The organism is Coprococcus sp. RTP21204st1_G4_RTP21204_210225, from assembly GCF_040915385.1.
In the GTDB taxonomy this organism is placed as follows: Bacteria; Bacillota; Clostridia; order Lachnospirales; family Lachnospiraceae; genus Allocoprococcus; species Allocoprococcus comes.
Genome location: NZ_JBCPDP010000005.1, coordinates 13,856 through 35,475 on the forward strand (window position 1 = coordinate 13,856; position 21,620 = coordinate 35,475).

A 21,620-nucleotide genomic window follows, 5' to 3' on the forward strand; every position below is an offset into this window, starting at 1 on the left:
AAGTATAGCATAGTTAGAAAGAACAGGAAAGTTTTTTCTCCCCGGCAAGTCTTAAAATCCAATAGGGATTGTAGCTGGTTTCTTCGCCGTCCGGATAGAGATAAATCCCCAGATGCAGATGCGTGGCAAACATCCCTTTCGTCCCCTCCGGACCATATCCGGTATTTCCCATAAATCCAATGATATCCCCTGCCTTCACCTCGTCCCCCTCCTGATAACTTCCATAAGAGTCCAGATGTGCATAATAGAAATATGCACCGGACGGTGCGGTAATCCCGATCCTGTATCCTCCCTTTTCCAGCCAGCCTCTTGCCGATACTACCCCATCTGTCATACTCACAACCGGATAGAGACCGGGGATATCTTTCGATGCCATCAGATCACAGCCTTCATGTCCCCTTTTTCCTCCGTAGGTGCGCTCTCCCATCCAGCTGTCCACAAAAGATACCTGATACTGTGGATGTTTCGGTGATTCCGGAACAGGAAAATAGCGGATATCATTCCAAAGAGCTGTACAGATCTTTTCAAAAGATTTCCACTCTTCTTTTTCCGACCATTTTTCAAACAGCTCTTTTTCGTTATCCTGTGGAAACAGGCTGTTTTCCAGAAAATAAATGGCATAAAGTCTTCCTCTTTTTTCATGATCTGTCTTCGCAAGAACCTGGAAAAACGCCTCCTCCATCCCAAGCTTTCTGAATTCTTCTGTGCTTCCTGTTTTTAGGTTCAATCGGTTTTTTTTAGCTTTCTCGTTGATCTGTATGCTTGCTGCCACGCAAAAAATCAGCAATAAAAAAAGGAGCAGAAGCGATCTGCGTTCCAATCTTTTTTTCAAGATTTCTCCATTTTTCTTTTATTCTATTCACACTGAATCTCTTCTATGCACATGTGCCCCGGTATATCTGTCTGCGTTTTTTCATAAACTATTGCAAAAGAATACGGCAGGTATACACGATGAAAACAAAAAAACTGTCTGTGTTTTTTCTGATCGGACTTTTCCTTCTGATGCTTTTTTCCCCGGAAACCGTTGCCACAGGTGCCGCAAACGGACTGCTACTCTGGTATAGGCAGGTGCTTCCGGTGCTCTTTCCTTTTCTTCTTATAACCGGTCTTATGATCCGCACAGAGAGCACTTCCCTGATCAACCATACCCTTTCTCCAATTCTGAAGCCTTTTCTTGGCATTTCTGAAAATGCTTCTTTTTCGGTGGTCTGTGGATTTCTCTGTGGCTTTCCAGTAGGGGCGAAATCCTGCTCTGACCTGACTGATAAAGGGAAAATTTCTTCTGCCGAAGGAGAATACCTGCTTTCCTTCTGTAACAATGTCAGTCCTGCGTTTCTGACCGGGTATGTGGCAGTACAGAGCCTCAAGCAGCCTGAAATGGCGCAGATCTGTCTGCTTTTTCCTATTCTTGCCGCACTGTGCTGCTCCTTTTTGTTCCGCAGATGGTATCTGCCGCGGAATCCTTTTGCGGTCGTAGAAGAACAGGCTGATCCCAGACAATTTCTTCCTTTTTCCGAGGCTCTTGACGAAAGTATTCTGTCAGCATGTGATTCCATCACGAAAATCGGCGGATATATGATCGTTTTTTCAGTGCTCATTTCTTTTATGGCAAAACTTTCCTTTCAAAATTTCTTCTGGAAATTGTTGCTTCTTCCCGGAGTGGAACTGACCGGGGGAATCCGCATGCTCTGTCAGCTGGACCTTACTTCTGAACTGCGGTTTCTTCTCGTCATGGCGCACTGTTCTTTTGGAGGAGTCTGCGCGCTTTTCCAGACAAAATGCATGATCCGATCCCAGAACTGGTCTTTTCCTCGCTATATAGCAGAAAAGCTGATTACCGCAATGGTAACCAGCCTGTTCGCTTTTTGCTATATGAAATTGTTCGGATAAAGAACTTATTCTCTCTGTCCCTGGTCCGTCTGTCCGGCTTCTCCGCCGAATTCTGCTTCCAGTCCGCGTGAGGACTTATCCGGAACTTCCAGTTCTGCACGGTTGTTACGGACAACATCATAACATTCCTGAAGGGATGTTACCAGACTGTCATACTTGCTTGTGTAACTGTTCAGTGTATGACCGATGATGCTTTCAGCATTGGCAAGAAGATCATCTGTATACTGCACTGCCCCGATACGGATATCGTTGGCATCATTAGTCGCATTATCCAGAATCTGCTGTGCCTGGTCTGTTGCTGCCATAACGATCTCGTTTGCCTGTGCGTATGCCTGCTGCATGATCTCATGCTCGCTTACCAGTTCACTTGTCTGTGCATGTGCTTCTTCAATCATGCTTTCTGCTTTCTGTTGTGCATCCGCAAGGATCGCATCCTTGTTCGCAATGATCTTCTGATAACGCTTGATCTCATCAGGTGTCTTCATACGAAGTTCACGGAGAAGTTCATCGATCTGGTCTTTATTCACGATAATCTTTGTAGTTGATAATGGCTGAAACTTACAGCTGTCAATGTACTCTTCAATTTCTTCAATAATCTGCTCAATACGGCTGCTCATAATTTTGCACTCTCCTTCTTGTCACAGACCTACTGTGACATCTTTTCTTTTATACTTTTGGCGACAGTCTCCGGCACGAACTGGGAAATATCCCCTCCGAAAGCTGCGACTTCTCTTACGATTGTAGAGCTAAGGTAAGAATACTTGAGATTGGTTGTAAGGAACATGGTTTCTACTTCCGGTTCAAGCTTATGATTCGTCTGTGACATCTGGATCTCATATTCAAAATCTGTGATCGCACGCAGTCCGCGAATCACAAGACGTGCCTTTTGCTGTCTTGCAAAATCTACAAGTAGCCCGTCGAAAGGCACTACTTTCACGTTGTCGAGATCTTTTGTCACTTCCTTTAACATTTTAACACGTTCTTCTACAGAAAACAACGGGGTTTTTGCTTTATTCATCAATACTCCGATTATAAGTTCGTCTACAATTTTACTGCTCCGGGTAATAATATCCAGATGTCCGAAAGTTACCGGGTCAAAGCTTCCCGGATAAATTGCTCTTATCATGAGTCTACTCCTCCACAGATATAAATACATGCATATTGGTCTTGTATTTCTTTTGTTTGATCATTAAAAAACCAAGTTCCTCCAAATAAGAAAAATCAGTCGCCAAAGATGCTTCCACGATGATCAGTGCATCCTTTTCCAGCAAGTCTGATTTTGCAAGATAAGTAAGCACCTCTTTTTCCAGCATATGGTTGTACGGTGGATCCATAAACACATAATCGAATTTTTCTCTTCCATCCAGCCTGCGAAGTGCCGAAAATACATCCTCCCGGATTACTTCCGCCTGATCTGCAAGCTGTGTCTTTTTCAGATTCTCCATAATGCACTGGATTGCATTCGGATTGTTTTCCACAAAAACCGCCTTTTTTACACCTCGGCTGATCGCCTCAATCCCGATTGCCCCGCTTCCAGAAAAAAGATCCAGAAATGTACAGTCGCAGAGTCCGTGTGCGATCATATTGAATAAGGTTTCTTTGGTTCTGTCGGTTGTCGGACGTGTCTCCATTCCTTTTACCGTCACAAGTGGTATTCTTCTGGCTTTCCCTGCTATGACTCTCATCTTATCGTTCTCCTGATTTATGATGTCAGAAACTACTCCATCATTCCAAAACATAGGGTGTTTTGTCTTTTAACCCTGACAACATATTATACTTTTTTGTGATTATTTTGTCAATTTCTCCGCTTGTATTTTACCAGATACATTTTTTATATTTGTCTTTTTTCAGATACAAAGCTCTACTTTTCCGACTCCATATGTGCCTGATGGACAGTGATCTGCTGATATGGAATATCAATATGATTTTCATCCAGTGTCAACTTGATATTTTCCAGCATCCGCCATCTTGTCGACCAATACTCTTCACTTTTTACCCAGGCACGGACACCAAGCACCACTGAACTGCTCCCAAGCTCATTTACAAAGACATTATGTTCCATACTCTGGATGACGGACGGATCATTTTTTACAAGTCCCTGCAGCAGTTTCTTGGCAAGGCGCAGATCTGCTTCATATGCAATATCCACCTTCAGATCCAGCTGACGGTAATCTTTGTCCGTCACATTGGTAAGGCTTGTGTTGGCAAGTGTTCCATTCGGCACAATGATCGTCTTGTTGTCAATGGTGGCAAGCTTAGTGTAGAAGATCTGGATCTCTTTGACCGTTCCTTCATTGCCATGGCTGTCTTCTATAATATAATCCCCGACAACAAAAGGCTTCAAAAATAAAATCAGCATCCCACCGGCAAGGTTGGAAAGGCTTCCCTGCAGGGCAAGACCAACTGCCACGCCTGCCGATGCAACCGTTGCTGCAATCGATGCAGATTCTACACCGAGCGAATTGATAATTGCCAGAAACAGCAGAATATGAAGTCCGTATTTCAACAGAGAATCCACAAACTGTCTTGCACCGGTATCCGAATTGGCGCGTTCCATGGATGCCCGCGTAATCTTGCGGATCCAGTTGATCACCTTATGGCAGATGATGAATATGAGCAGCGCCATCAGAATCCGGATTCCAAACGCAATCAGGTCCGGACCTTTCTCCTGAATGAATTTGTTAAATCCGGTGATTGTATCCACCGTATCCTGCACGGTCTCCTCTACCTCACTTCCTGCGGCTGTCTGTGTCAAAAGCATGTTTTATCCCTCCTTCAGTGCAATAAATGCTGCAAGATTCCCCCTCTTTCCTTTGGATGCGCGATGGGAAAATAAAAGCTCCGGGTTGCAACAGGTACACACATTAGTAACCGCCAGATGTTCCGGTCTGATCCCTGCATCTGTGAGAACCAGTTCATTTGCCTTCCAGAGATCCAGCTGGAACTTTCCATTCTCCTTGGCATAGAACAGACGGTCATATTCAGACTCTCTGAAATTTGCGCGGAACATATCGATCACATCTTCACTGACTTCATAGCATTCCTGACAGATGGACGGTCCCACACAGGCAAGGATATTCTTTGGATCACAACCGAATTCTTTCTGCATCTTTTCAACCGTCACCTGTCCCATCCGGTTCACAGTGCCTCTCCAGCCGGAATGGCTGGATGCTACCACCTTTTTCACCGGATCCAGAAACAGAAGCGGTACACAGTCCGCGTAAAATGTCACCAGACAGATCCCCGGTACATTTGTGATCAGTCCATCTACATCTGTGTAATCTTTTTCTCTTGTAACACCTTTGCCAGCATCTTCTCTTGTCACGATCCGTACGTTCGTCGTATGGGTCTGATGCGTGCAGACCATATGCTCCGGCTTCACGCCGATTGCAGCTGCCATTCTTCTGTAATTCTCGTCCACATGCGCGGGATCATCCCCTCTGGTATAGCTCAGGTTCATGCTTCCCAGGAAACCTTCACTCACTCCTCCAAGTCTGGTCGAAATTCCATGTTCTACAAGCCCTTCCTTTTCAAGAATCGGATATTTGAGAAATGGTACACCAGCACTTATGCATTCGTCAAAGATATGCTCCTCGTTTTTATATTTTAATCCTATTTTCATCTGTACTCTCCCGTATTGTGATATCTGCAGGCAGCCATTTGCCTTTCCCCGGTATCATAACTCATACAATTCCAAAATCTCCGCAGTACTCAAATGCATTTTTCCGCAAAGAAATCTTATTCCCCGCGATTCCTATTACATCGAAGCGGCATGGTATCTCTGTGCAGCCGTTCTTCATCAGATAATAAACGGCCGCTCCGGACAGGCGCATCTGTTTGGGCACAGATACCGCCTCCAGAGCAGCCGAAAGCCCTCCTGTTTTGCGAAATTTCACCTCACAAAAGACCAGATATTCTCCGTCTTTTGCAACAATGTCAATCTCCGCATAACGGCAGCGGAAATTATACTCCAGTATCCGATATCCTTGCTTTTCCAGAAATTCACCTGCTATTTTTTCATATTTTGTACCGGTCCTTCGCCGGTTTTTTTCATTCTCCAATCGCCTTTTGGATCTGATCTTCTACCTGTTCTGACGGATTTTTATACGAAGTGTCCGATAAAACTTCTTCTGTGGATTGGTGTCGGTCCAAGCGTCTGAAGCGCTTTGATATGTTCTGCTGATCCATAACCTTTGTTGGACGCGAATCCATATCCCGGAAGTACCTTATCATACTCTTCCATCAGACGATCTCTTGTTACCTTTGCCACAATACTTGCTGCAGCGATGGATATGCTTTTCGCATCTCCCTTGATGATTGGAACCTGTGGAATCACAACCTCCGGAATGGTAACTGCATCATTTAAAAGCAGATCCGGCTTGACTTTCAAATTGCCAATCGCCTGACGCATGGCTTCGTAAGTTGCCTGCAGAATATTGATCTCGTCAATCCTTGCAGGGGAAGCCATCCCGAGACCTACCGCAACTGCTTTGTCCATGATTTCATCATAAAGCTCATCTCTTTTTGCTGCGGAAAGCTTCTTGGAATCATTTATATAAAGGATCTCGCACTCTTTGGGCAGGATCACGGCTCCTGCAACCACCGGACCCGCAAGTGGTCCCCTTCCCACCTCGTCAATTCCACAGATAAACGCATGGTCAGCATATTTTTCTTCGTACTGACGCATTTTCGCAAGGCGCTCTTTTTCGGCAAGCAGCTTTTCCTTCTGCTTTCTGTACTTTTCCAGAAGTTTTTGCACACCGGCTCTGTCATCCTGTGCATAGACCTTCATCAGCTGCTCCCTTTCGGCATCCTCTGCCATTTTTAAACGGCTGTTGATCTCTTTGATACTTTCTTTACTCATGCTTTATCACTCCGATTTTGTTGAACGGATAAATTCTTACCCAGGCACGCCCAATCAGCATATCACGGGTAAGTACACCCACACTTGCCACACGACTATCCGAGCTGTGATTCCGGTTATCTCCCAGGACAAAATATTCATCATCTCCCAGTTTAATCGGCTCTGCTGCAATTCCCGGATCTTCCATCACCTCTGCACCATAATGTTCATCCAGCTTTTTGCCATTAATATACATATATCCATCGATCACCTGCACAGTCTCACCGGGCAGTCCAATGATACGTTTGATATAATAGGTATTCTCTGCATGCTGGTAAGGGAATACAATAATATCATATCTTTCCGGATCGCGGAAGCGGTAGCTGAGCTTATCCACGATCAGGTTATCTCCGTCTGAAAGTGTCGGCTCCATTGAATGACCGTCTACTTTTGTGCGCTGTCCGACAAAGGTGACGATCACCCATGTCAGCAGAACAATGACCAGAAGATACAGAAGAGTTCCTCCCAGTGATCTCCATATACTCTGCTCCTGCTCCGGGGCTTCTTCCTTGTTGTCTTCCTTACTCATTTGTATACTCCTTTACAAATTCAAGTGTGATCCTTCCGAGTCTTCCATTTCGGAAATCATCCAGCAGCATACCAGCTGCTTTTGCGGTATCTAATTCATTTCCACGCACCAGACAATGGCGGCTCTCAGCAATTGCTTCCAATACACTGTAGCTGTTCTGCTTTTCGTTGATCGTATATTTCTCAGCAAGAACACCCGGATAAGCATCCTGCATAAAGCTGATCAGCTCCGCCGCAAGCTCTTCCAGATTCATGATCTCATCCTTGATCGACCCGATAAATGCAAGGCGCAGTCCCACCTGCTGGTCCTCAAACTTCGGCCAGAGAATTCCCGGTGTATCGAGAAGCTCTACGTTCTTGTTTAGACGGATCCATTGCTTTCCTTTGGTCACACCCGGTTTGTTACCGGTCTTTGCACAGGCTTTTCCGGCAAGTGCATTGATAAAAGTAGACTTTCCGACATTCGGGATTCCGACTACCATCGCACGGACCGGACGGTTCAGAATCCCTCTCTTACGGTCACGCTCTGTCTTTTCTTTACATGCTTCCTGGATTACTCCCTGAATAGACTTAATCCCACCGCCTTTACGGGAATTAACCTTAACTGCCGAATATCCTTTTCCACGGAAATAGCCGATCCACTCTTCTGTCTGCTTCTCATCTGCAAGATCTGCCTTATTGAGCAGGATCAGTCTTGCTTTATTCTTTCCAAGTTCATCGATGTCCGGATTCCGGCTGCTCATCGGAACTCTTGCATCAACCAGTTCGATCACAAGATCGATCAGTTTGATATTCTCCTGCATCATCCTTTTGGCCTTTGTCATATGCCCCGGATACCATTGAAAATTCATCCAGTTTCCTCCTTCTATTTACCAAGCAGTCCGAAACGGTCTTTCGGGGAAAGGATAAACCATACTTTCCCTTCAATCTCGGAACGCTTTACATTTCCAATATCAGCCATCCGGCTGTCTTCACTGCTCTCCCGGTTGTCGCCAAGGACAAAATACTCATCTCCACCGAGAACGATCTTCTCACTGGCAATACCTGTATCTGCAATTGCAGTAGTCTCATACTTTTCATTCAGCTTTCTGTTGTTGATATAAATCTCTCCATCCCTGATCTCAACACTTTCGCCCGGAAGTCCGATAATCCTTTTAATATAGGAATGAAGGTTCTCATTCCCCTTGGGTTTGAACACGATAATGTCTCCGCGCTTCGGTGTACTGGCATCATATACGATCCGGTTTACCAAAACCACATCCCCATTCCGAATCACCGGGTTCATGGACTCTCCGATATTACTGATCTGATGCCCGAAATACCACACAAACACAAATGCGCACAGGCAGACGAGCACAATTTGGAATACCCATCCAAATACTTCGGGAATCCATTTCAAATTGATATGTTTTCTATGCTTTCTGTCAAATCTGAGTTCTTTTCTTTTTCTATGTCTCATCTGTTATCATATCCTATATTAGCAAAAGGGACAAGTACCTGTCGTATTTGTCCCTCTTTAAGCATTTACTATTTTACTAATTCTTTAACTTTTGCTCTCTTACCTACACGATCTCTTAAGTAGTTCAGTTTTGCACGTCTTACTTTACCTTTACGAACAACTTCTACTTTTTCAACGTTTGGTGAGTGAAGCGGCCATGTCTTCTCAACGCCGATTCCGTTAGAGCTCTTTCTTACTGTAAATGTTTCTCTTGCTCCGCCGCCCTGTCTCTTTAATACAGTACCTTCGAATACCTGAATTCTCTCACGGTTTCCTTCTTTGATCTTACCATAAACTTTTACAGTATCTCCTACGTGGAATTCCGGAGCATTTTCTTTTAACTGAGCTGCTTCAATGTTCTTAATAATTTCGTTCATGTGTGAACCTCCTTCATATTTTGACGTTCTTAATACGCTTTTCTATCGTATCAGAGGACCATCTCTGTTTTCATCACAACGTGCTATATATTAACACATTATTCTTCATTTTTCAAGTCTTTTTCTCGATTTTCTATAATCTCTTCTGCAAGTTCTCTTTCTTTCATGGTAAGCTCTGCGTCTTCCAGAAGGTCCGGACGCCATTTTGCAGTACGGATCACGGACTGCTCTCTGCGCCATTTCTCTACATTGGCATGATGACCGGATAAAAGGATTGGTGGAACCTGCCTGTCGTGCCAGATCTCCGGTCTGGAATACTGCGGATATTCCAGGAGATTGTCCTGAAAACTCTCAAATTCGGCAGATACATCATTATGCAGAACACCCGGGATCAGGCGGGATACCGCATCCACGATCATCATTGCCGGAAGTTCACCGCCTGTCAGTACATAATCGCCGGCTGACACATAATCTGTTACGATCTCCTCCAGCACACGTTCATCGATTCCTTCGTAATGTCCGCACAAAAGCACCAGTTCGTCTTCTTTCGCAAAATCTTCTGCCATCTTCTGGTTAAACGGCTTCCCCTGCGGGGAAAGATAAATCACACGTGGTCTCTTTCCTTCCGGGAGGGCTGCTTTTTCCTGAATGGCAAGATAGGTCTGGTAAACCGGCTCTGCCTGCATCAGCATTCCTGCGCCGCCGCCATACGGATAATCATCCACACTGCTGTGCTTGTTAAATGCGTAGTCCCGGATATTCCAGGCTTCAATCTCAAGAATTTTATTCTTCACGGCTCTTCCGATAATACTGGTTTCCAGACCGTTCATCACCATCTCCGGAAAAAGCGTCATGATATCAAATCTCATATTGTTCTCCTACTATTCTGTCGCTTAAATCAGTCCGTCCATCAGATGAACAGTCATTTTCCTATTCTCAGTATCTACATCCAGAATACAGTCATGGATTGCCGGAAGAAGCACCTCTGTGTGCGCCTCTGTCGATACCACATAGACATCATTCGCACCGGTTTCCATAATATCTTCCAGGACACCGAATTTTTCACCGTCCTCAGTGTAGACATCCATGCCGATGATATCTGCCATGTAATACTCATCCTCTTCCAGTTCCACGGCATTCTCACGAGATACAAGAAGCGGCATCTTTCTGTATTTTTCAATATCATTTATGTTATCGATCCCTTTGAACTTCAGAATCACATACTGTTTAAAGAATTTTACACCTTCAATTTCAAGGGGAATCTGTTCTTTTCCTGTATCAAGAACCACATCTTTCAGAGCACGGAAGCGGTTTGGATCATCCGTTGTCGGAAATACTTTGACTTCACCTTTGATTCCGTGGGTAGATGTGATCACGCCAACTTGCAGGTAATCATTTTGTTGCATACTTTGTCCTTTCTTAGCATAAGATAAACTTTACACCGAAAAATTCTGTTTTAGTCTTTTGAAGCGACTTTTTCTCCATCCCCAGATACAGTGAATCTGTCATTGGCAACTTCACTTGCATACTAAGGTATGATAAAAAACGCAGATAAAAATAAATTTACCTGCGTTTTATTTTTATGCTATTGCATAATTTCAACCACGACTTTTTTGTCTTCTTTGGCCGCGGCTGCCTTTACAACGGAACGGATTGCTTTCGCAATTCGGCCTTGCTTACCGATCACCTTTCCCATATCATTATCTGCGACATGTACTTCGATCACGGTAGTCTTGCCTTCCTGTTTTTCCGTAACCACGACGCCTTCAGGATTGTCCACAAGTGCTTTCGTAATTACTTCTACTAAATTTTTCATCACTCGCACCTCCGCGAAGCAACCTATTTTTCAATACCTGCTGCCTTAAAGATTTTTCCAACTACTTCTGTAGGCTGAGCACCGTTGTTTAACCATTTCTTAGCTGCTTCTTCATCTACTTTGAATACGCTAGGATCCTGAGTTGGATCGTATGTTCCGATTTCTTCGATGAATTTTCCGTCTCTTGGTGATCTAGAATCAGAAACAACGATTCTATAGAAAGGAGCTTTCTTCTGTCCCATTCTTCTTAATCTGATTTTTACTGCCATTTTACTTTCCTCCATAAAACAATTTGTATTTATAATAGTTTATCTATATATCACGCATGGTCTGCGGAATATATCTCCTTTAGAAAGGCATCTTGAACTTGCCTTTTTTACCTTTCCCGCCCATCATTCCCGGGAAGGACTTCATCATCTTGCGCATCTGCTCGAACTGCTTCATCATCTTGTTGACTTCCGAAATGTCAACTCCGGCTCCTGTTGCGATTCTTCGCTTTCTCTGCGGAGTGATGATGTCCGGATTCTGACGTTCCTTGATCGTCATGGAATAAATGATTGCTTCGACTCTTGCCATCTTCTGTTCCGCATCATCCGCATCGATATCGGGCATCTTGCCTTTACCAAGACCACCCATGCCGCCAAGTCCGGGAAGCATATTCATGATACTTCCAAGACCGCCCATCTTGCGCATCTGTTTCATACTTTCCAGATAGTCCTCAAAATCAAACTGCGACTTTTTGAGTTTTTCTGTCATCTTACGCGCCTGTTCTTCGTCGATCTCTTCGCCGGCTTTCTCGATCAGGCTGAGTACATCCCCCATACCAAGGATTCTGGAAGCCATACGATCCGGATAAAACTGCTCCAGATCTGATAATTTCTCACCCATACCCACATAAAGGATCGGGCATCCGGTGACTGCCTTGATTGAAAGTGCCGCACCACCTCTGGTATCGCCGTCAAGCTTTGTGACGATTACTCCATCTATACCAATCTTCTCATTAAAGTTCTCTGCAACATTCACGGCGTCCTGACCAGTCATTGCATCGACAACGAGAATACTCTGATGAACCTCGACCGTGTTCTTAATCTCCTGCAGTTCTTCCATCATATCTTCATCAATATGAAGACGTCCTGCAGTATCCAGAATAATCACGTTGTTTCCATTCTTTTCAGCATGCTCCAGTGCTGCTTTAGCGATATTCGCCGGCTTCTGGTTATCTCCCATGGAGAACACTTCCACACCCTGCTTCTCTCCGTTGATCTGCAACTGTTTAATAGCTGCAGGTCTGTAGACATCACATGCTACCAGAAGAGGCTTCTTACCTTTCAGCTTGAACTTTCCTGCAAGCTTTGCTGTGGTCGTTGTTTTACCTGCTCCCTGAAGACCCATCATCATAATGACCGTCTTCTGGCTTCCCGGCTGGAATTTAATCTCCGTTGTCTCAGAGCCCATCAGATTCACCAGCTCGTCATTCACGATCTTGATCACCATCTGTCCCGGATTCAGTCCGCTCATCACATCCTGTCCGACTGCACGCTCCTGCACACTTTTTACAAAATTTTTGACAACTTTGAAGTTAACATCTGCCTCCAGAAGAGCCATCTTAACTTCACGCAGAGCCGCTTTTACATCATCTTCTGTAAGTCGTCCCTTGCTTCTTAAATTCTTGAATACGTTCTGAAGTTTTTCTGTCAAACTGTCAAATGCCATGTTATAACTCCTCTATGATCTCTCCCGAAAGCTTTTTCACTTTCTTTATCAGTTCTTTTTCGTCCTGCTCTTCATAATTCTCAAGAAGCAGATCGATCTCATGGACTTTTTTTTTCACAGACATGAACTTCTCCACCAAATGCAGCTTCGCTTCATAATCCTCCAGACTCTTGTTACAGCGTCGGATCATATCATGAACACCCTGTCTGCTGATCCCCGCATCTCTTGCAATCTCGCTGAGCGAATAATCTTCAAGAACTGCCTGTTCATAAATCTCTTTCTGATGTTTTGTCAAAAGCTCACCATAAAAATCATATAATAATGTCTGCTTTAAAATCTCGTCCATCACTTATCACCTGTGCTATCATATAACAGATTTTCATTGGTGTCAAGTATTTTTTCTTGACATTCAAGAAATTTTTCTACATGCAGATTCCCATGTCCCTGTCTCTGGTCATAATACCTGCCCTTTTCACAGGAATTCCACAGTCTGTATTTAAGTTCCAGATTACACATATCCGGGTATTTCTGCAAAACCAGAGCCGCTGCCCCGGACACTACCGGTGCTGCCATAGAAGTCCCGGTTTTCGGAATATAGGCATAAGGGCTCCGCACCGGATACAGGTAATTGCAGGAATAGATCCGGTTCCCCGGCACGGCAAGATCCGGTTTTTTAATACAATCTCCGGTCGGCCCACAGCCGGAATACTTCTTTCCCAGTTCTTCATCCGCCCCAACTGTGATCACCTTACGGCTGTTTCCCGGTATCGTGACGCTCCCTTCCTTTGGTCCTTTGTTTCCTGCCGCCGTTACGACTACCAGACCAGCATCCCAGAGCCGTTCTACCCAGAACAGGAATAATTCATCTTCCGGATCCTTCTTATGAGGAAGAGTTCCAATCGAAATATTGACGATCCGGATCTTCATTTCCTTTTGTTTTAACAACACGTACCGGATCCCGTTTATCACATCCCGGATTTTTCCACCACCTCTCTGATTCAGCACCTTGACAGCAAAGATCTGCGCCTCCGGTGCCATTCCGCTGTACAGACCTCTTCCGCTTTTTCCATTTCCGGCAAGAATTCCTGCCACATGGGTTCCGTGTCCGTTGTCATCATATATGGTTTTCTTCCCCTGTACACAGTCCTTCCATCCCACGATGCGGCCGACAAGATCCGGGTGCTGTGTGATCCCTGTATCCAGAACGGCACAAACGACGCCCTTTCCAGTGATTTTGTTTCGCATTGTATCCGAACACCAGTAGTGGATTTTCCGTTTCAAATCTTTCATATTTAAAATATCCTTTTTCTATTAGAATATTCTTTCTGAAATCAGATGCCAATTTCTTCGGAACTTTTTTGAAACACTGACATGCCTCCTTACATATGATGAAGTGTAAAGAAACCTTACTGGAGGCTATCAAATATGAGTGAATTAAGTGCAACAAACTGCGGATGTGGAAATTCTATGGATAACTGTGGATGTGGCTGCGGAATGTCTTCCTGCGTATGGATCATTCTTCTCCTCTGCTGCTGTGGCGGATGGGGACGCAATGGCGACGGATGTGGATGTGGAAATGACAGCTGCCTGTGGATCATCCTTCTTCTCTGCTGCTGTGGTGGATTCGGTAACGGATTCGGTAACGGATGCGGTAATGGATGCGGATGTGGAAACGGCTGTGGCAACGGCGGATGCGGCTGCTAGTTACGAAACTCAGATCTTATTCGTTCAGACAGACCAGAGGCGGGGCAAATTATATCCCCGCCTTTTTTATGTTTTGTTTTTGCGCTTCTCCTGTTGCTTTTCGTGTTCCTTTTCCTGCTCCTTTTCCTTTTTCTTTCGCAAACATTCTTCATCCACTTCATAGATCGCATTCCCATCAATAATAATCCGGCTGCTCATTTAATAAAATCCTTCCATTAGTTCTTCCTTTGCTTTATTATATGTGGATCTCATATTTTCCGTCTTCTTTACATATATATTTATAACGCTGAACCGTGGAGGACATATGGAAAAGAAACCGCCCCTTGTCATGACGCCATTTGACGAGTCTCTCACGAATGATTTTCTGCAACTTGTCAAAATCATTCTTCCCTATCTGCCCGATCACGTTCAGCGTATAGCTGGCATTTATGTGAAACTTACGGAACTTATGAATGCCTTTTACTGTTTCCAACCTCCTTATTATCATAATCGCAGAGGGCGGCTACGAAAGCAGGAGAAAGATCCGGGCAGCATGTTTGAAGCAGTTGTACCCTATCTTTCTCCTGAAAAAAGAGAAATGTTTGATTCCTTTTCCGGAATATGGCAAATGATGGAAATGATGAAAGAGATGGACTTTGGAGATCCTGCAAATATGGCAGATATGATGAATGGATTTCAGGCAGCACAGGATATGACGGATATGATGAGTGGATTTCAGACAGAAAGGATGGATGAAAATGAACGAATGGATGGAGCATCCGGATCTTGCGAATCTGGATCCGCTGAAACAGGAGCTGATCCGGACAGCAGCGTTGAAAGCCGGCGGCAAGAACGGGAAAGCACTGGTCCCGGTGATGATGTCACTGATCGCCGGTGCGAATAAACGGGGAATCCGGTTTACCCCTGATGAGATTTCGCTGATTCTTTCAGCGATCAAAGAAGGGAAAAGCAAACAGGAGCAAGCACAGATCGACCAGATGGTGCAGATGATCCGGACAATACAGGCAGGAAAACAGCCACCAAGGTCCGGAAGGCAATAAAAATTGCCTTGCCCGACAATCAATGCTATAATGAACGGCAGAAATGCACTTCAGGAGGCGCTTATGACAACGATCAAACTTACCATAGAATACGACGGAAGCCGCTATCCGGGCTTTTCCACAAAGAAAAAAAGCACCAGTATCGAATCAAAGCTTACACTGGCGATCAGGGATGTAACCGGACAGTCCACACAGCTTTTTGCCGCCGTAAAGACGGAACCGGGTGTTCACGCAACACACCAGATTGTAAGTTTTCAATTAGAAAAAGAATCTTTTTCAGACAATACAGAACTGTTAAAAATGAAATTAAACGCAGCTCTTCCGGCGGATATTGCAGTCACCTCGCTGGAAATCGCAGATGAACGTTTTGTGGCTTCTCTCGCGGTAAAAAGCTGTACCTATACCTGCCGGATTGCCACAGATCCTGCCGCAGCATTATTTTCCCGTCCGTACACCTGTGTTGTAACCGAGTCTCTTGACCTGGAATCCATGCAGCAGGCAGCGCAGCTTCTTACCGGTACGCATGACTTTGCCGCATTTTCAAACGGACGTACCAAAAAAAGTACAGTGCGCACTGTAGAAACGATCAAAATTAACCGCGAAGACCAACTGATACAGATTCAGCTGACTGCAAATAGTTTTCTCCGGCATATGCCGCAGCTTCTTGCCGGTACCATTCTCACAGCTGGAAAAGAAAAAAAGACAGACGGAACTACGCTGACTCTTGCTAGTGTAGAATCAGCAGCTCCTGCCTGTCCTTCGCATGCATTCACCCTGACGGATGTACAACTCCGTTAATCTATCCTTCGATGATCTTCACATAAAAGGTACGGTTTCTTGGTCCGTCAAACTCGCAGAAATACAGATCTTGCCAGATGCCAAAGACGATCTCTCCATCATGGATGATCAGCGTCTGTGACGGTCCGACCACCGTCGTCTTCATATGTGCATGCGAATTTCCTTCTGCATGCTGGTAGAAGAACTGTTCTGCCGGAAATACTTTTTCAAAGCCACACAACATATCATGCACCACATCCGGATCTGCATTCTCATTGATCGTAAATCCGGCTGTCGTATGTGGTGAGAAGATCACAGCAATCCCTTCTCTTACACCGCTTCTTTCGATGTCTTCCCTTACCATTTCTGTTACCTTTGTCATTTGCTGCGATGCGTTTGTCGCAATCTGATGTTCGTACAGATGCATATGCACACCTCCTTACTTTTCCAGATAAGCTTCGAGTCTCGGAAGCTCTCTTTTCATCATTTCATAGCCATGATCGTAGAAAGCCATCAGCTTATCATAATCTTTTTCCAGTCTGGATACCGGCTTCATTTCCGGGCGAAGGACGAAGATATTTCCTTCTTTTTCCAGCTTTTCTATGTATTCTTCTGTCCGGTTATACATCACCGGTCTTCGGATACAGGTGCGGACAAGTGCCGGATATTTGCTGTACATCTTCCGGTATAACTTACCGACCGCTTTGGAAGTTGGTTTTTTGCGGTAGCCTTCCGGTCTCGTCAAAATGAGAACTATTTTTTTCAGTCCCTTTTCCTGCACATGCTTTACCGGAATGGAATCGGCAAGTCCACCATCCAGATACGGAATCCCGTCTATATTTACGATCGGACATACAAGTGGCATACTGCTGCTGGCGCGGCAGATCTTCATCAGCCGGTCACTGTCGTTCTCTTCGGTCATATATTCGGCATTTCCCGTAAGACAATTGGTTGTCACGATCTCACAGGTCATTCCATTTGAAAAATAAGTATCAAAATCAAACGGAAAGAGTTCATTCGGATATTTATTGAATATCATATCCATATCCAGAAGACTTCTTTCTTTTACGAAATCTTTAAGTCCGTAATAATAGCTGTATTCCTTTCCTCTGTGGATCATACAGTCCCTTGTCCTGCCGATCTGCTTTGAGACATAATCGACTGCATTACAGGAACCTGCCGATACACCGACCACGTATGAAAAATACAGATCTTTTTCCATCAAATAATCCAATGCGCCGGAAGTAAATACACCTCTTGTTGCACCGCCTTCCAACACCAGTCCTGCTTCTGTCAAAACACTCGCTCCTTTCGTCCTACCATGCTGTATATTTCGTGTATGATTTATAAGTATACCACAAATTCTTCCTTATGTTAATGCTTATTCTCTTGCGAAAATTGTGCAGTCATGTTACCATAATGAACGTAATGCAAAAATTGAAACGATAATTCTATTTGAATAAGGAGAATTTTTATGATTAGTACAAGTAATATCACCCTCCGCGTAGGGAAGAAAGCCTTGTTTGAAGATGTAAATATCAAATTTACAGAAGGCAACTGCTACGGTCTGATCGGAGCGAACGGAGCCGGAAAATCTACATTTCTTAAGATCCTTTCCGGGCAGCTTGAACCGACCAGCGGAGAAGTCATCCTCACACCAGGTGAGCGTCTTTCTTTCTTGCAGCAGGACCACTTCAAATACGACCAGTATCCGGTTCTTGATACTGTAATCATGGGAAATGCCCGTCTTTACGAGATCATGAAGGAAAAAGAAGTGATCTATGCCAAAGAAGATTTCACAGACGAGGACGGGATCAAGGCAAGTGAACTGGAAGCAGAATTTGCAACCCTGAACGGATGGGAAGCAGAATCTGATGCCGCATCTCTTCTGAACGGACTTGGAATTGAGACAGAGCTTCACTACAATATGATGAGCGAGCTGACCGGTGCACAGAAGGTCAAAGTCCTTCTTGCACAGGCACTTTTTGGTAATCCGGATATTCTTCTTCTGGATGAGCCTACCAACCACCTGGATCTGGATGCGATCGCATGGCTGGAAGAATTCCTGATCAACTTTGACAATACCGTTATTGTTGTTTCCCATGACCGTTATTTCCTGAATAAGGTCTGCACACAGATTGCCGATATCGATTACGGTAAGATCCAGCTCTACGCCGGTAATTACGACTTCTGGTACGAATCCAGCCAGCTGCTGATCCGTCAGATGAAAGAAGCCAACAAGAAAAAAGAAGAAAAGATCAAGGAGTTACAGGACTTTATTTCCCGGTTCAGCGCCAATGCGTCCAAGTCCCGTCAGGCAACTTCCCGTAAGCGCGCTCTGGAAAAGATCCAGCTTGATGAGATCCGCCCATCCAGCCGTAAATACCCTTACATCGATTTCAAACCGAACCGCGAAATCGGTAATGAAGTTCTGATGGTCGAAGGCTTATCCAAAACCATCAACGGGGAAAAAATCCTGGACAATCTTTCCTTCACACTGAACCGGGACGACAAAGTTGCATTTGTCGGTGGAAATGAATTTGCCAAAACTGTTCTCTTCCAGATCCTGATCGGAGAAATGGAGCCGGATGAAGGTACTTATAAATGGGGAATCACCACTACACAGGCATATTTTCCGAAAGACAGTGGAAAAGAATTTGACAATGACGATACCATCGTAGAATGGCTGACTCAGTATTCGGAAGAAAAGGATGTTACCTATGTACGAGGTTTCCTTGGAAGAATGCTTTTCGCCGGCGACGACGGTGTAAAGAAGGTTAAAGTTCTTTCCGGCGGGGAAAAGGTACGCTGTCTGTTATCCAAGATGATGATCTCCGGTGCCAACGTACTGATCCTCGACGAGCCTACTGACCACCTGGATATGGAATCCATCACTGCACTCAACAATGGAATGAAGAAGTTCCCTGGCGTACTTCTGTTCTCTTCAAGAGACCACCAGATCGTTGAAACGACAGCAAACCGTATTATGGAAATCCTTCCGGGCGGAAAGATGATCGACAAGATCACAACTTACGATGAATACCTTGCGTCTGAGGCTACGATTGAGATGCGTCGACGAGCGCTTGATTTGCCTGAAGATAGCTTAGACAAATCCTAAGAAAACCCAATAAAATCAAGGGTTTCCGGCATTTTCGAACAACGCTCGAAAAGAAGCCGAACAGGCGAACGTACGCTCATCTTTGATGCTATTGCTACAGTTCACTTATGAAGACGAGGCTGATACATATACCTAAAACAATAGATGGAATGCCGTCACACAGCCTCAAATACACACAAGATTTCTCTAGGAAACCCAAAAAGGGTTTCCTTTTTTAGTGCCTGTTTTTCTTACGCCTACTTTTTCTATCAAGTTATCCTCTCTCCGGGAAACAGAAAAAGAAGTCCCTGTGCTACCATAAAAAAAGAAAGGGGCCTTGCGGCCCCGGTAAGCTGAAAAAGTCCCAAAGTTTTGGCGAACGGACGGACTCTTTCGGAAAGTGAGCTTCTTTGAGAACTCTCAACGAGGTTCAAAGGCGGCTCTGTTGATTCGAGTATACCACACTCGGTAAGACAGGCCTCCTTTTCCGAAAGTTCAAATGACCTAAGAGGAGGTTCTACATATGCCACACAAAATGATGAATTCGCAGATAGCGGACGTGCTTCACGATAACAGGTTGTCGATCGAGGCACGTATGCTATATGCATACCTCTGCTCATTCGATGATGGCGCACCACCCTCGACCTGTCAGATTATCAGGCAGCTCGGTATCGGCAAGACGCGATTCTATCGATATCGAAACGAGCTCGAAGCGTTCGGACTCATCGAGGTCGAGAACACGATCACGTCCGGCGGCGGGGTCGCAAAGTACTCTTTCCCCGACAAACCGGTACCGACCGCAGAAGCCGAGGAGATTTTGATCAACCGCCTGATCAACAATAACAACAAAGCGATGAATTTCAAAAAGGAAAGGAATGATGAAAATGCAGGGGAACACAACTGAAATCGACGAGCGCAACCTTTTGCGGCTTGATGCGCTACTCTCCCACGGATATGGACTCTCCCCGCAGCTCGTGATGAGATCAAAAGGCCTTTCCATCGAGGCGAAGGCACTCTACGGATACCTGAGCTCATTTGCCGGCGCGGGGGACACGGCTTTCCCGTCAACTTCCCGCATTCTCGAAGAGCTTGATATCAGCAAGAACCGTTTCTACAAGATCCGCAAGGAACTGGTCTCATGGGGCTTCATCTCGATCGAGACCACGGCGACCTCTGCGGGGTTAAGGACTGTCTACACGCTGCCGCAGAACCCGATCGCCATCAAGACGGAAATCGACGAGATTGCAAACCGACGCAATGAAATCAAGAGCAGCTTGGTGGCGAATCTCCATAACGAGGACATGGTGAGTCATAAGGGGGATTCTGAGTCTGAACGTCTTCAGCAATCAGCAGGTAACGAGCCTTGTCGTCAATCTGAAGCCAAGGCTCAAAACAGGGGCTCCAATCTGAAGCCATGTCTCCAATCTGAAGACGAGGGTTGTCTTCAATCTGGCGACAAGCTATATATAGATACTAATATCAATCCAAAAGTATCAATAGATAGATCCGCCGCCCATCCTTCCGATGATGAAGGTCCAAGCGACTGGAAAGTCACCGAGGGAATGACTGATCCGACTCAACGAGATGACGGCGAGTCGGATCGCGATGCGAATAGACGGGACGCGTTAGATGCGGTGCCTGACGGCACCTATGATCCGCTCCCTACGGTCGCTGATGGATATACCCTTTCAAATTCTGAATTCGAGGCTTTCAACCGTCTCTGTTCCCTGTCCATCAAGACGGTAAGAGGAGCCGTTCGGAACGAGGCAGCAAAACAGTATGCCAAGAGACTCGGGGAAGGATACTCTCCCGCCACCATCGAGAAGGCCTATATCGACTATGCGGAAGCCTATCGGCAGAACAACCCTTCACCGAGGTTTGCGAAGCAACTGTCAGATTGGTTCGTCAAAAGCGATGGTTTCGCGTATTTCGCCAAGAAACCTGTAATTCGAACAACGACAGCCACCAAGGCTACAAGTGGTCAAGATTCGGATTTCAGGGCCGCAACGGAGGCAAAGAACGATCGGCTGACACTTGCCGCGACCGATCCGACCTTCAGGGACCTTGAGGCAGCCGTTTCGAAGGCACGGTCACTCTGGGGACATGCCTGCATGACGTCTGACGTGGAGACCGCAAGCCACCTCAAGGAGGAGTGGAGCAAGGCAACGGAACGGGCCAACGAGTATTACGAAACCCATTGCACATCAGCGGTCGCGACAGCTTAGACGATCAGAAAACACGGGGGAACGGAAAATTGCCACGTTCCCCCGACCGTGC

32 protein-coding genes are annotated in these 21,620 nt (G+C 45.3%); 8 read left to right on the forward strand and 24 right to left on the reverse strand.

Annotated elements, in window-relative coordinates; translation table 11 throughout:
* Positions 1 to 13: 13 nt before the first annotated feature.
* Together AB5213_RS05800 and AB5213_RS05805 are read right to left on the reverse strand one after the other, a co-directional pair.
* Positions 14 to 727, reverse strand: coding sequence for a M23 family metallopeptidase (locus AB5213_RS05800; RefSeq protein ID WP_368276431.1), 714 nt, complete (start codon positions 725 to 727; stop codon positions 14 to 16).
* A gap of 10 nt (positions 728 to 737) precedes the next feature.
* Positions 738 to 863, reverse strand: coding sequence for a hypothetical protein (locus tag AB5213_RS05805; RefSeq protein ID WP_368276432.1), 126 nt, complete (start codon positions 861 to 863; stop codon positions 738 to 740).
* Between the two features lie 88 nt (positions 864 to 951).
* On the opposite strand from AB5213_RS05805, the gene AB5213_RS05810 reads away from it, so the two are divergent.
* Positions 952 to 1,890 carry a nucleoside recognition domain-containing protein gene (locus tag AB5213_RS05810; protein WP_349095753.1) on the forward strand — a complete coding sequence of 313 codons (939 nt, stop codon included), beginning with the start codon at positions 952 to 954 and terminating at the stop codon, positions 1,888 to 1,890.
* Positions 1,891 to 1,895: 5 nt separating this feature from the next.
* Here the strand turns inward: AB5213_RS05810 and AB5213_RS05815 are convergent, their stop codons facing one another.
* The 18 genes from AB5213_RS05815 to AB5213_RS05900 all read right to left on the reverse strand — a co-directional run bounded on the left by AB5213_RS05815 (position 1,896) and on the right by AB5213_RS05900 (position 14,015).
* Positions 1,896 to 2,507 carry a hypothetical protein gene (locus AB5213_RS05815; RefSeq protein ID WP_008370579.1) on the reverse strand — a complete coding sequence of 204 codons (612 nt, stop codon included), beginning with the start codon at positions 2,505 to 2,507 and terminating at the stop codon, positions 1,896 to 1,898.
* Between the two features lie 29 nt (positions 2,508 to 2,536).
* Positions 2,537 to 3,016: a pantetheine-phosphate adenylyltransferase gene (coaD, locus tag AB5213_RS05820; protein WP_215634460.1), complete on the reverse strand. Its 480-nt coding sequence runs from the start codon at positions 3,014 to 3,016 to the stop codon at positions 2,537 to 2,539.
* 4 nt (positions 3,017 to 3,020) lie between these two features.
* The gene (rsmD, locus tag AB5213_RS05825; protein WP_177999314.1) at positions 3,021 to 3,629 is read right to left on the reverse strand and encodes a 16S rRNA (guanine(966)-N(2))-methyltransferase RsmD; all 609 of its coding nucleotides are present in this window, start codon (positions 3,627 to 3,629) and stop codon (positions 3,021 to 3,023) included.
* A gap of 122 nt (positions 3,630 to 3,751) precedes the next feature.
* Entirely contained in the window at positions 3,752 to 4,651 is a 900-nt protein-coding gene (locus tag AB5213_RS05830; RefSeq protein WP_215634461.1) for a mechanosensitive ion channel family protein, read from the reverse strand.
* A 3-nt stretch (positions 4,652 to 4,654) separates the two neighbouring features.
* Positions 4,655 to 5,512 (reverse strand): peptidoglycan editing factor PgeF, encoded by an 858-nt coding sequence (pgeF, locus tag AB5213_RS05835; protein ID WP_118199173.1) that lies wholly within the window; start codon positions 5,510 to 5,512, stop codon positions 4,655 to 4,657.
* 61 nt (positions 5,513 to 5,573) lie between these two features.
* The gene (locus AB5213_RS05840) at positions 5,574 to 5,951 is read right to left on the reverse strand and encodes a YraN family protein (protein ID WP_022220621.1); all 378 of its coding nucleotides are present in this window, start codon (positions 5,949 to 5,951) and stop codon (positions 5,574 to 5,576) included.
* 41 nt (positions 5,952 to 5,992) lie between these two features.
* A complete protein-coding gene (locus AB5213_RS05845; RefSeq protein ID WP_215634462.1) occupies positions 5,993 to 6,754 on the reverse strand; it encodes a ribonuclease HII in 762 nt (253 codons plus the stop codon).
* Complete coding sequence (gene lepB, locus AB5213_RS05850) at positions 6,747 to 7,322, reverse strand: signal peptidase I (RefSeq protein ID WP_008370589.1); 576 nt, start codon at positions 7,320 to 7,322, stop codon at positions 6,747 to 6,749. Before lepB (AB5213_RS05850) ends, AB5213_RS05845 begins: the two co-directional genes overlap by 8 nt.
* Positions 7,315 to 8,172: a ribosome biogenesis GTPase YlqF gene (gene ylqF, locus AB5213_RS05855; protein WP_008370590.1), complete on the reverse strand. Its 858-nt coding sequence runs from the start codon at positions 8,170 to 8,172 to the stop codon at positions 7,315 to 7,317. Before ylqF ends, lepB (AB5213_RS05850) begins: the two co-directional genes overlap by 8 nt.
* Positions 8,173 to 8,186: 14 nt before the next feature.
* Positions 8,187 to 8,780: a signal peptidase I gene (gene lepB, locus AB5213_RS05860; RefSeq protein ID WP_008370592.1), complete on the reverse strand. Its 594-nt coding sequence runs from the start codon at positions 8,778 to 8,780 to the stop codon at positions 8,187 to 8,189.
* Positions 8,781 to 8,848: 68 nt separating this feature from the next.
* Complete coding sequence (rplS, locus tag AB5213_RS05865; protein WP_008370594.1) at positions 8,849 to 9,196, reverse strand: 50S ribosomal protein L19; 348 nt, start codon at positions 9,194 to 9,196, stop codon at positions 8,849 to 8,851.
* A 98-nt stretch (positions 9,197 to 9,294) separates the two neighbouring features.
* Positions 9,295 to 10,065: a tRNA (guanosine(37)-N1)-methyltransferase TrmD gene (trmD, locus tag AB5213_RS05870; RefSeq protein WP_055157163.1), complete on the reverse strand. Its 771-nt coding sequence runs from the start codon at positions 10,063 to 10,065 to the stop codon at positions 9,295 to 9,297.
* Positions 10,066 to 10,089: 24 nt separating this feature from the next.
* Complete coding sequence (gene rimM, locus AB5213_RS05875) at positions 10,090 to 10,602, reverse strand: ribosome maturation factor RimM (protein ID WP_008370599.1); 513 nt, start codon at positions 10,600 to 10,602, stop codon at positions 10,090 to 10,092.
* Positions 10,603 to 10,781: 179 nt separating this feature from the next.
* A complete protein-coding gene (locus tag AB5213_RS05880; protein WP_008370600.1) occupies positions 10,782 to 11,012 on the reverse strand; it encodes a KH domain-containing protein in 231 nt (76 codons plus the stop codon).
* Between the two features lie 23 nt (positions 11,013 to 11,035).
* Positions 11,036 to 11,281: a 30S ribosomal protein S16 gene (gene rpsP, locus AB5213_RS05885; protein WP_022220623.1), complete on the reverse strand. Its 246-nt coding sequence runs from the start codon at positions 11,279 to 11,281 to the stop codon at positions 11,036 to 11,038.
* Positions 11,282 to 11,360: 79 nt separating this feature from the next.
* Positions 11,361 to 12,725 (reverse strand): signal recognition particle protein, encoded by a 1,365-nt coding sequence (ffh, locus tag AB5213_RS05890; RefSeq protein ID WP_215634463.1) that lies wholly within the window; start codon positions 12,723 to 12,725, stop codon positions 11,361 to 11,363.
* A gap of 1 nt (position 12,726) precedes the next feature.
* Entirely contained in the window at positions 12,727 to 13,071 is a 345-nt protein-coding gene (gene ylxM / locus AB5213_RS05895) for a YlxM family DNA-binding protein (protein ID WP_008370603.1), read from the reverse strand.
* On the reverse strand, positions 13,071 to 14,015 hold the full coding sequence (locus AB5213_RS05900; RefSeq protein ID WP_215634464.1) for a S8 family peptidase: 945 nt from the start codon (positions 14,013 to 14,015) through the stop codon (positions 13,071 to 13,073). The genes ylxM and AB5213_RS05900 overlap by 1 nt, the downstream gene beginning before the upstream one ends.
* A 135-nt stretch (positions 14,016 to 14,150) precedes the next feature.
* Between AB5213_RS05900 and AB5213_RS05905 the strand changes: the two genes are divergently transcribed.
* Positions 14,151 to 14,429 (forward strand): hypothetical protein, encoded by a 279-nt coding sequence (locus AB5213_RS05905; protein ID WP_022220624.1) that lies wholly within the window; start codon positions 14,151 to 14,153, stop codon positions 14,427 to 14,429.
* 66 nt (positions 14,430 to 14,495) lie between these two features.
* On the opposite strand, the gene AB5213_RS05910 is transcribed toward AB5213_RS05905, so the two are convergent.
* A complete protein-coding gene (locus tag AB5213_RS05910) occupies positions 14,496 to 14,627 on the reverse strand; it encodes a hypothetical protein (RefSeq protein WP_276571673.1) in 132 nt (43 codons plus the stop codon).
* Between the two features lie 37 nt (positions 14,628 to 14,664).
* Positions 14,665 to 14,901: a hypothetical protein gene (locus AB5213_RS05915; protein ID WP_044998655.1), complete on the reverse strand. Its 237-nt coding sequence runs from the start codon at positions 14,899 to 14,901 to the stop codon at positions 14,665 to 14,667.
* Positions 14,902 to 15,029: 128 nt separating this feature from the next.
* On the opposite strand from AB5213_RS05915, the gene AB5213_RS05920 reads away from it, so the two are divergent.
* The 3 genes from AB5213_RS05920 to AB5213_RS05930 are packed head-to-tail and all read left to right on the forward strand — an operon-like array spanning position 15,030 to position 16,267.
* Positions 15,030 to 15,164: a hypothetical protein gene (locus AB5213_RS05920; protein ID WP_264471514.1), complete on the forward strand. Its 135-nt coding sequence runs from the start codon at positions 15,030 to 15,032 to the stop codon at positions 15,162 to 15,164.
* A 2-nt stretch (positions 15,165 to 15,166) separates the two neighbouring features.
* Positions 15,167 to 15,469, forward strand: a complete 303-nt coding sequence (locus AB5213_RS05925) for a hypothetical protein (protein WP_022220626.1) — start codon at positions 15,167 to 15,169, stop codon at positions 15,467 to 15,469.
* A gap of 30 nt (positions 15,470 to 15,499) precedes the next feature.
* A complete protein-coding gene (locus tag AB5213_RS05930) occupies positions 15,500 to 16,267 on the forward strand; it encodes a tRNA pseudouridine(38-40) synthase TruA (RefSeq protein WP_368276433.1) in 768 nt (255 codons plus the stop codon).
* Between the two features lies 1 nt (position 16,268).
* Here the strand turns inward: AB5213_RS05930 and AB5213_RS05935 are convergent, their stop codons facing one another.
* Positions 16,269 to 16,673 carry a secondary thiamine-phosphate synthase enzyme YjbQ gene (locus AB5213_RS05935; RefSeq protein ID WP_008370619.1) on the reverse strand — a complete coding sequence of 135 codons (405 nt, stop codon included), beginning with the start codon at positions 16,671 to 16,673 and terminating at the stop codon, positions 16,269 to 16,271.
* A gap of 12 nt (positions 16,674 to 16,685) precedes the next feature.
* Positions 16,686 to 17,543 carry a patatin family protein gene (locus tag AB5213_RS05940; RefSeq protein ID WP_173690547.1) on the reverse strand — a complete coding sequence of 286 codons (858 nt, stop codon included), beginning with the start codon at positions 17,541 to 17,543 and terminating at the stop codon, positions 16,686 to 16,688.
* Positions 17,544 to 17,720: 177 nt separating this feature from the next.
* Between AB5213_RS05940 and AB5213_RS05945 the strand changes: the two genes are divergently transcribed.
* From AB5213_RS05945 to AB5213_RS05955, 3 genes are all read left to right on the forward strand, one after another.
* On the forward strand, positions 17,721 to 19,364 hold the full coding sequence (locus AB5213_RS05945; RefSeq protein WP_368276434.1) for an ABC-F family ATP-binding cassette domain-containing protein: 1,644 nt from the start codon (positions 17,721 to 17,723) through the stop codon (positions 19,362 to 19,364).
* Between the two features lie 502 nt (positions 19,365 to 19,866).
* Complete coding sequence (locus tag AB5213_RS05950) at positions 19,867 to 20,247, forward strand: helix-turn-helix domain-containing protein (RefSeq protein WP_008370635.1); 381 nt, start codon at positions 19,867 to 19,869, stop codon at positions 20,245 to 20,247.
* Complete coding sequence (locus AB5213_RS05955; protein ID WP_368276435.1) at positions 20,219 to 21,568, forward strand: helix-turn-helix domain-containing protein; 1,350 nt, start codon at positions 20,219 to 20,221, stop codon at positions 21,566 to 21,568. Before AB5213_RS05950 ends, AB5213_RS05955 begins: the two co-directional genes overlap by 29 nt.
* The last annotated feature ends 52 nt before the right edge of the window (positions 21,569 to 21,620 follow it).

Excerpts from the sequence above, each read along its gene's own strand:
- AB5213_RS05810 (WP_349095753.1), top strand. The coding sequence starts at position 952 with ATGAAAACAAAAAAACTGTCTGTGTTTTTTCTGATCGGACTTTTCCTT.
- AB5213_RS05815 (WP_008370579.1), bottom strand. The coding sequence starts at position 2,507 with ATGAGCAGCCGTATTGAGCAGATTATTGAAGAAATTGAAGAGTACATT.
- coaD (WP_215634460.1), bottom strand. The coding sequence starts at position 3,016 with ATGATAAGAGCAATTTATCCGGGAAGCTTTGACCCGGTAACTTTCGGA.
- rsmD (WP_177999314.1), bottom strand. The coding sequence starts at position 3,629 with ATGTTTTGGAATGATGGAGTAGTTTCTGACATCATAAATCAGGAGAAC.
- AB5213_RS05830 (WP_215634461.1), bottom strand. The coding sequence starts at position 4,651 with ATGCTTTTGACACAGACAGCCGCAGGAAGTGAGGTAGAGGAGACCGTG.
- pgeF (WP_118199173.1), bottom strand. The coding sequence starts at position 5,512 with ATGAAAATAGGATTAAAATATAAAAACGAGGAGCATATCTTTGACGAA.
- AB5213_RS05845 (WP_215634462.1), bottom strand. The coding sequence starts at position 6,754 with ATGAGTAAAGAAAGTATCAAAGAGATCAACAGCCGTTTAAAAATGGCA.
- lepB (WP_008370589.1), bottom strand. The coding sequence starts at position 7,322 with ATGAGTAAGGAAGACAACAAGGAAGAAGCCCCGGAGCAGGAGCAGAGT.
- ylqF (WP_008370590.1), bottom strand. The coding sequence starts at position 8,172 with ATGAATTTTCAATGGTATCCGGGGCATATGACAAAGGCCAAAAGGATG.
- lepB (WP_008370592.1), bottom strand. The coding sequence starts at position 8,780 with ATGAGACATAGAAAAAGAAAAGAACTCAGATTTGACAGAAAGCATAGA.
- rplS (WP_008370594.1), bottom strand. The coding sequence starts at position 9,196 with ATGAACGAAATTATTAAGAACATTGAAGCAGCTCAGTTAAAAGAAAAT.
- trmD (WP_055157163.1), bottom strand. The coding sequence starts at position 10,065 with ATGAGATTTGATATCATGACGCTTTTTCCGGAGATGGTGATGAACGGT.
- rimM (WP_008370599.1), bottom strand. The coding sequence starts at position 10,602 with ATGCAACAAAATGATTACCTGCAAGTTGGCGTGATCACATCTACCCAC.
- AB5213_RS05880 (WP_008370600.1), bottom strand. The coding sequence starts at position 11,012 with ATGAAAAATTTAGTAGAAGTAATTACGAAAGCACTTGTGGACAATCCT.
- rpsP (WP_022220623.1), bottom strand. The coding sequence starts at position 11,281 with ATGGCAGTAAAAATCAGATTAAGAAGAATGGGACAGAAGAAAGCTCCT.
- ffh (WP_215634463.1), bottom strand. The coding sequence starts at position 12,725 with ATGGCATTTGACAGTTTGACAGAAAAACTTCAGAACGTATTCAAGAAT.
- ylxM (WP_008370603.1), bottom strand. The coding sequence starts at position 13,071 with ATGGACGAGATTTTAAAGCAGACATTATTATATGATTTTTATGGTGAG.
- AB5213_RS05900 (WP_215634464.1), bottom strand. The coding sequence starts at position 14,015 with ATGAAAGATTTGAAACGGAAAATCCACTACTGGTGTTCGGATACAATG.
- AB5213_RS05905 (WP_022220624.1), top strand. The coding sequence starts at position 14,151 with ATGAGTGAATTAAGTGCAACAAACTGCGGATGTGGAAATTCTATGGAT.
- AB5213_RS05910 (WP_276571673.1), bottom strand. The coding sequence starts at position 14,627 with ATGAGCAGCCGGATTATTATTGATGGGAATGCGATCTATGAAGTGGAT.
- AB5213_RS05920 (WP_264471514.1), top strand. The coding sequence starts at position 15,030 with ATGGCAAATGATGGAAATGATGAAAGAGATGGACTTTGGAGATCCTGC.
- AB5213_RS05925 (WP_022220626.1), top strand. The coding sequence starts at position 15,167 with ATGAACGAATGGATGGAGCATCCGGATCTTGCGAATCTGGATCCGCTG.
- AB5213_RS05930 (WP_368276433.1), top strand. The coding sequence starts at position 15,500 with ATGAACGGCAGAAATGCACTTCAGGAGGCGCTTATGACAACGATCAAA.
- AB5213_RS05935 (WP_008370619.1), bottom strand. The coding sequence starts at position 16,673 with ATGCATCTGTACGAACATCAGATTGCGACAAACGCATCGCAGCAAATG.
- AB5213_RS05945 (WP_368276434.1), top strand. The coding sequence starts at position 17,721 with ATGATTAGTACAAGTAATATCACCCTCCGCGTAGGGAAGAAAGCCTTG.
- AB5213_RS05950 (WP_008370635.1), top strand. The coding sequence starts at position 19,867 with ATGCCACACAAAATGATGAATTCGCAGATAGCGGACGTGCTTCACGAT.
- AB5213_RS05955 (WP_368276435.1), top strand. The coding sequence starts at position 20,219 with ATGATGAAAATGCAGGGGAACACAACTGAAATCGACGAGCGCAACCTT.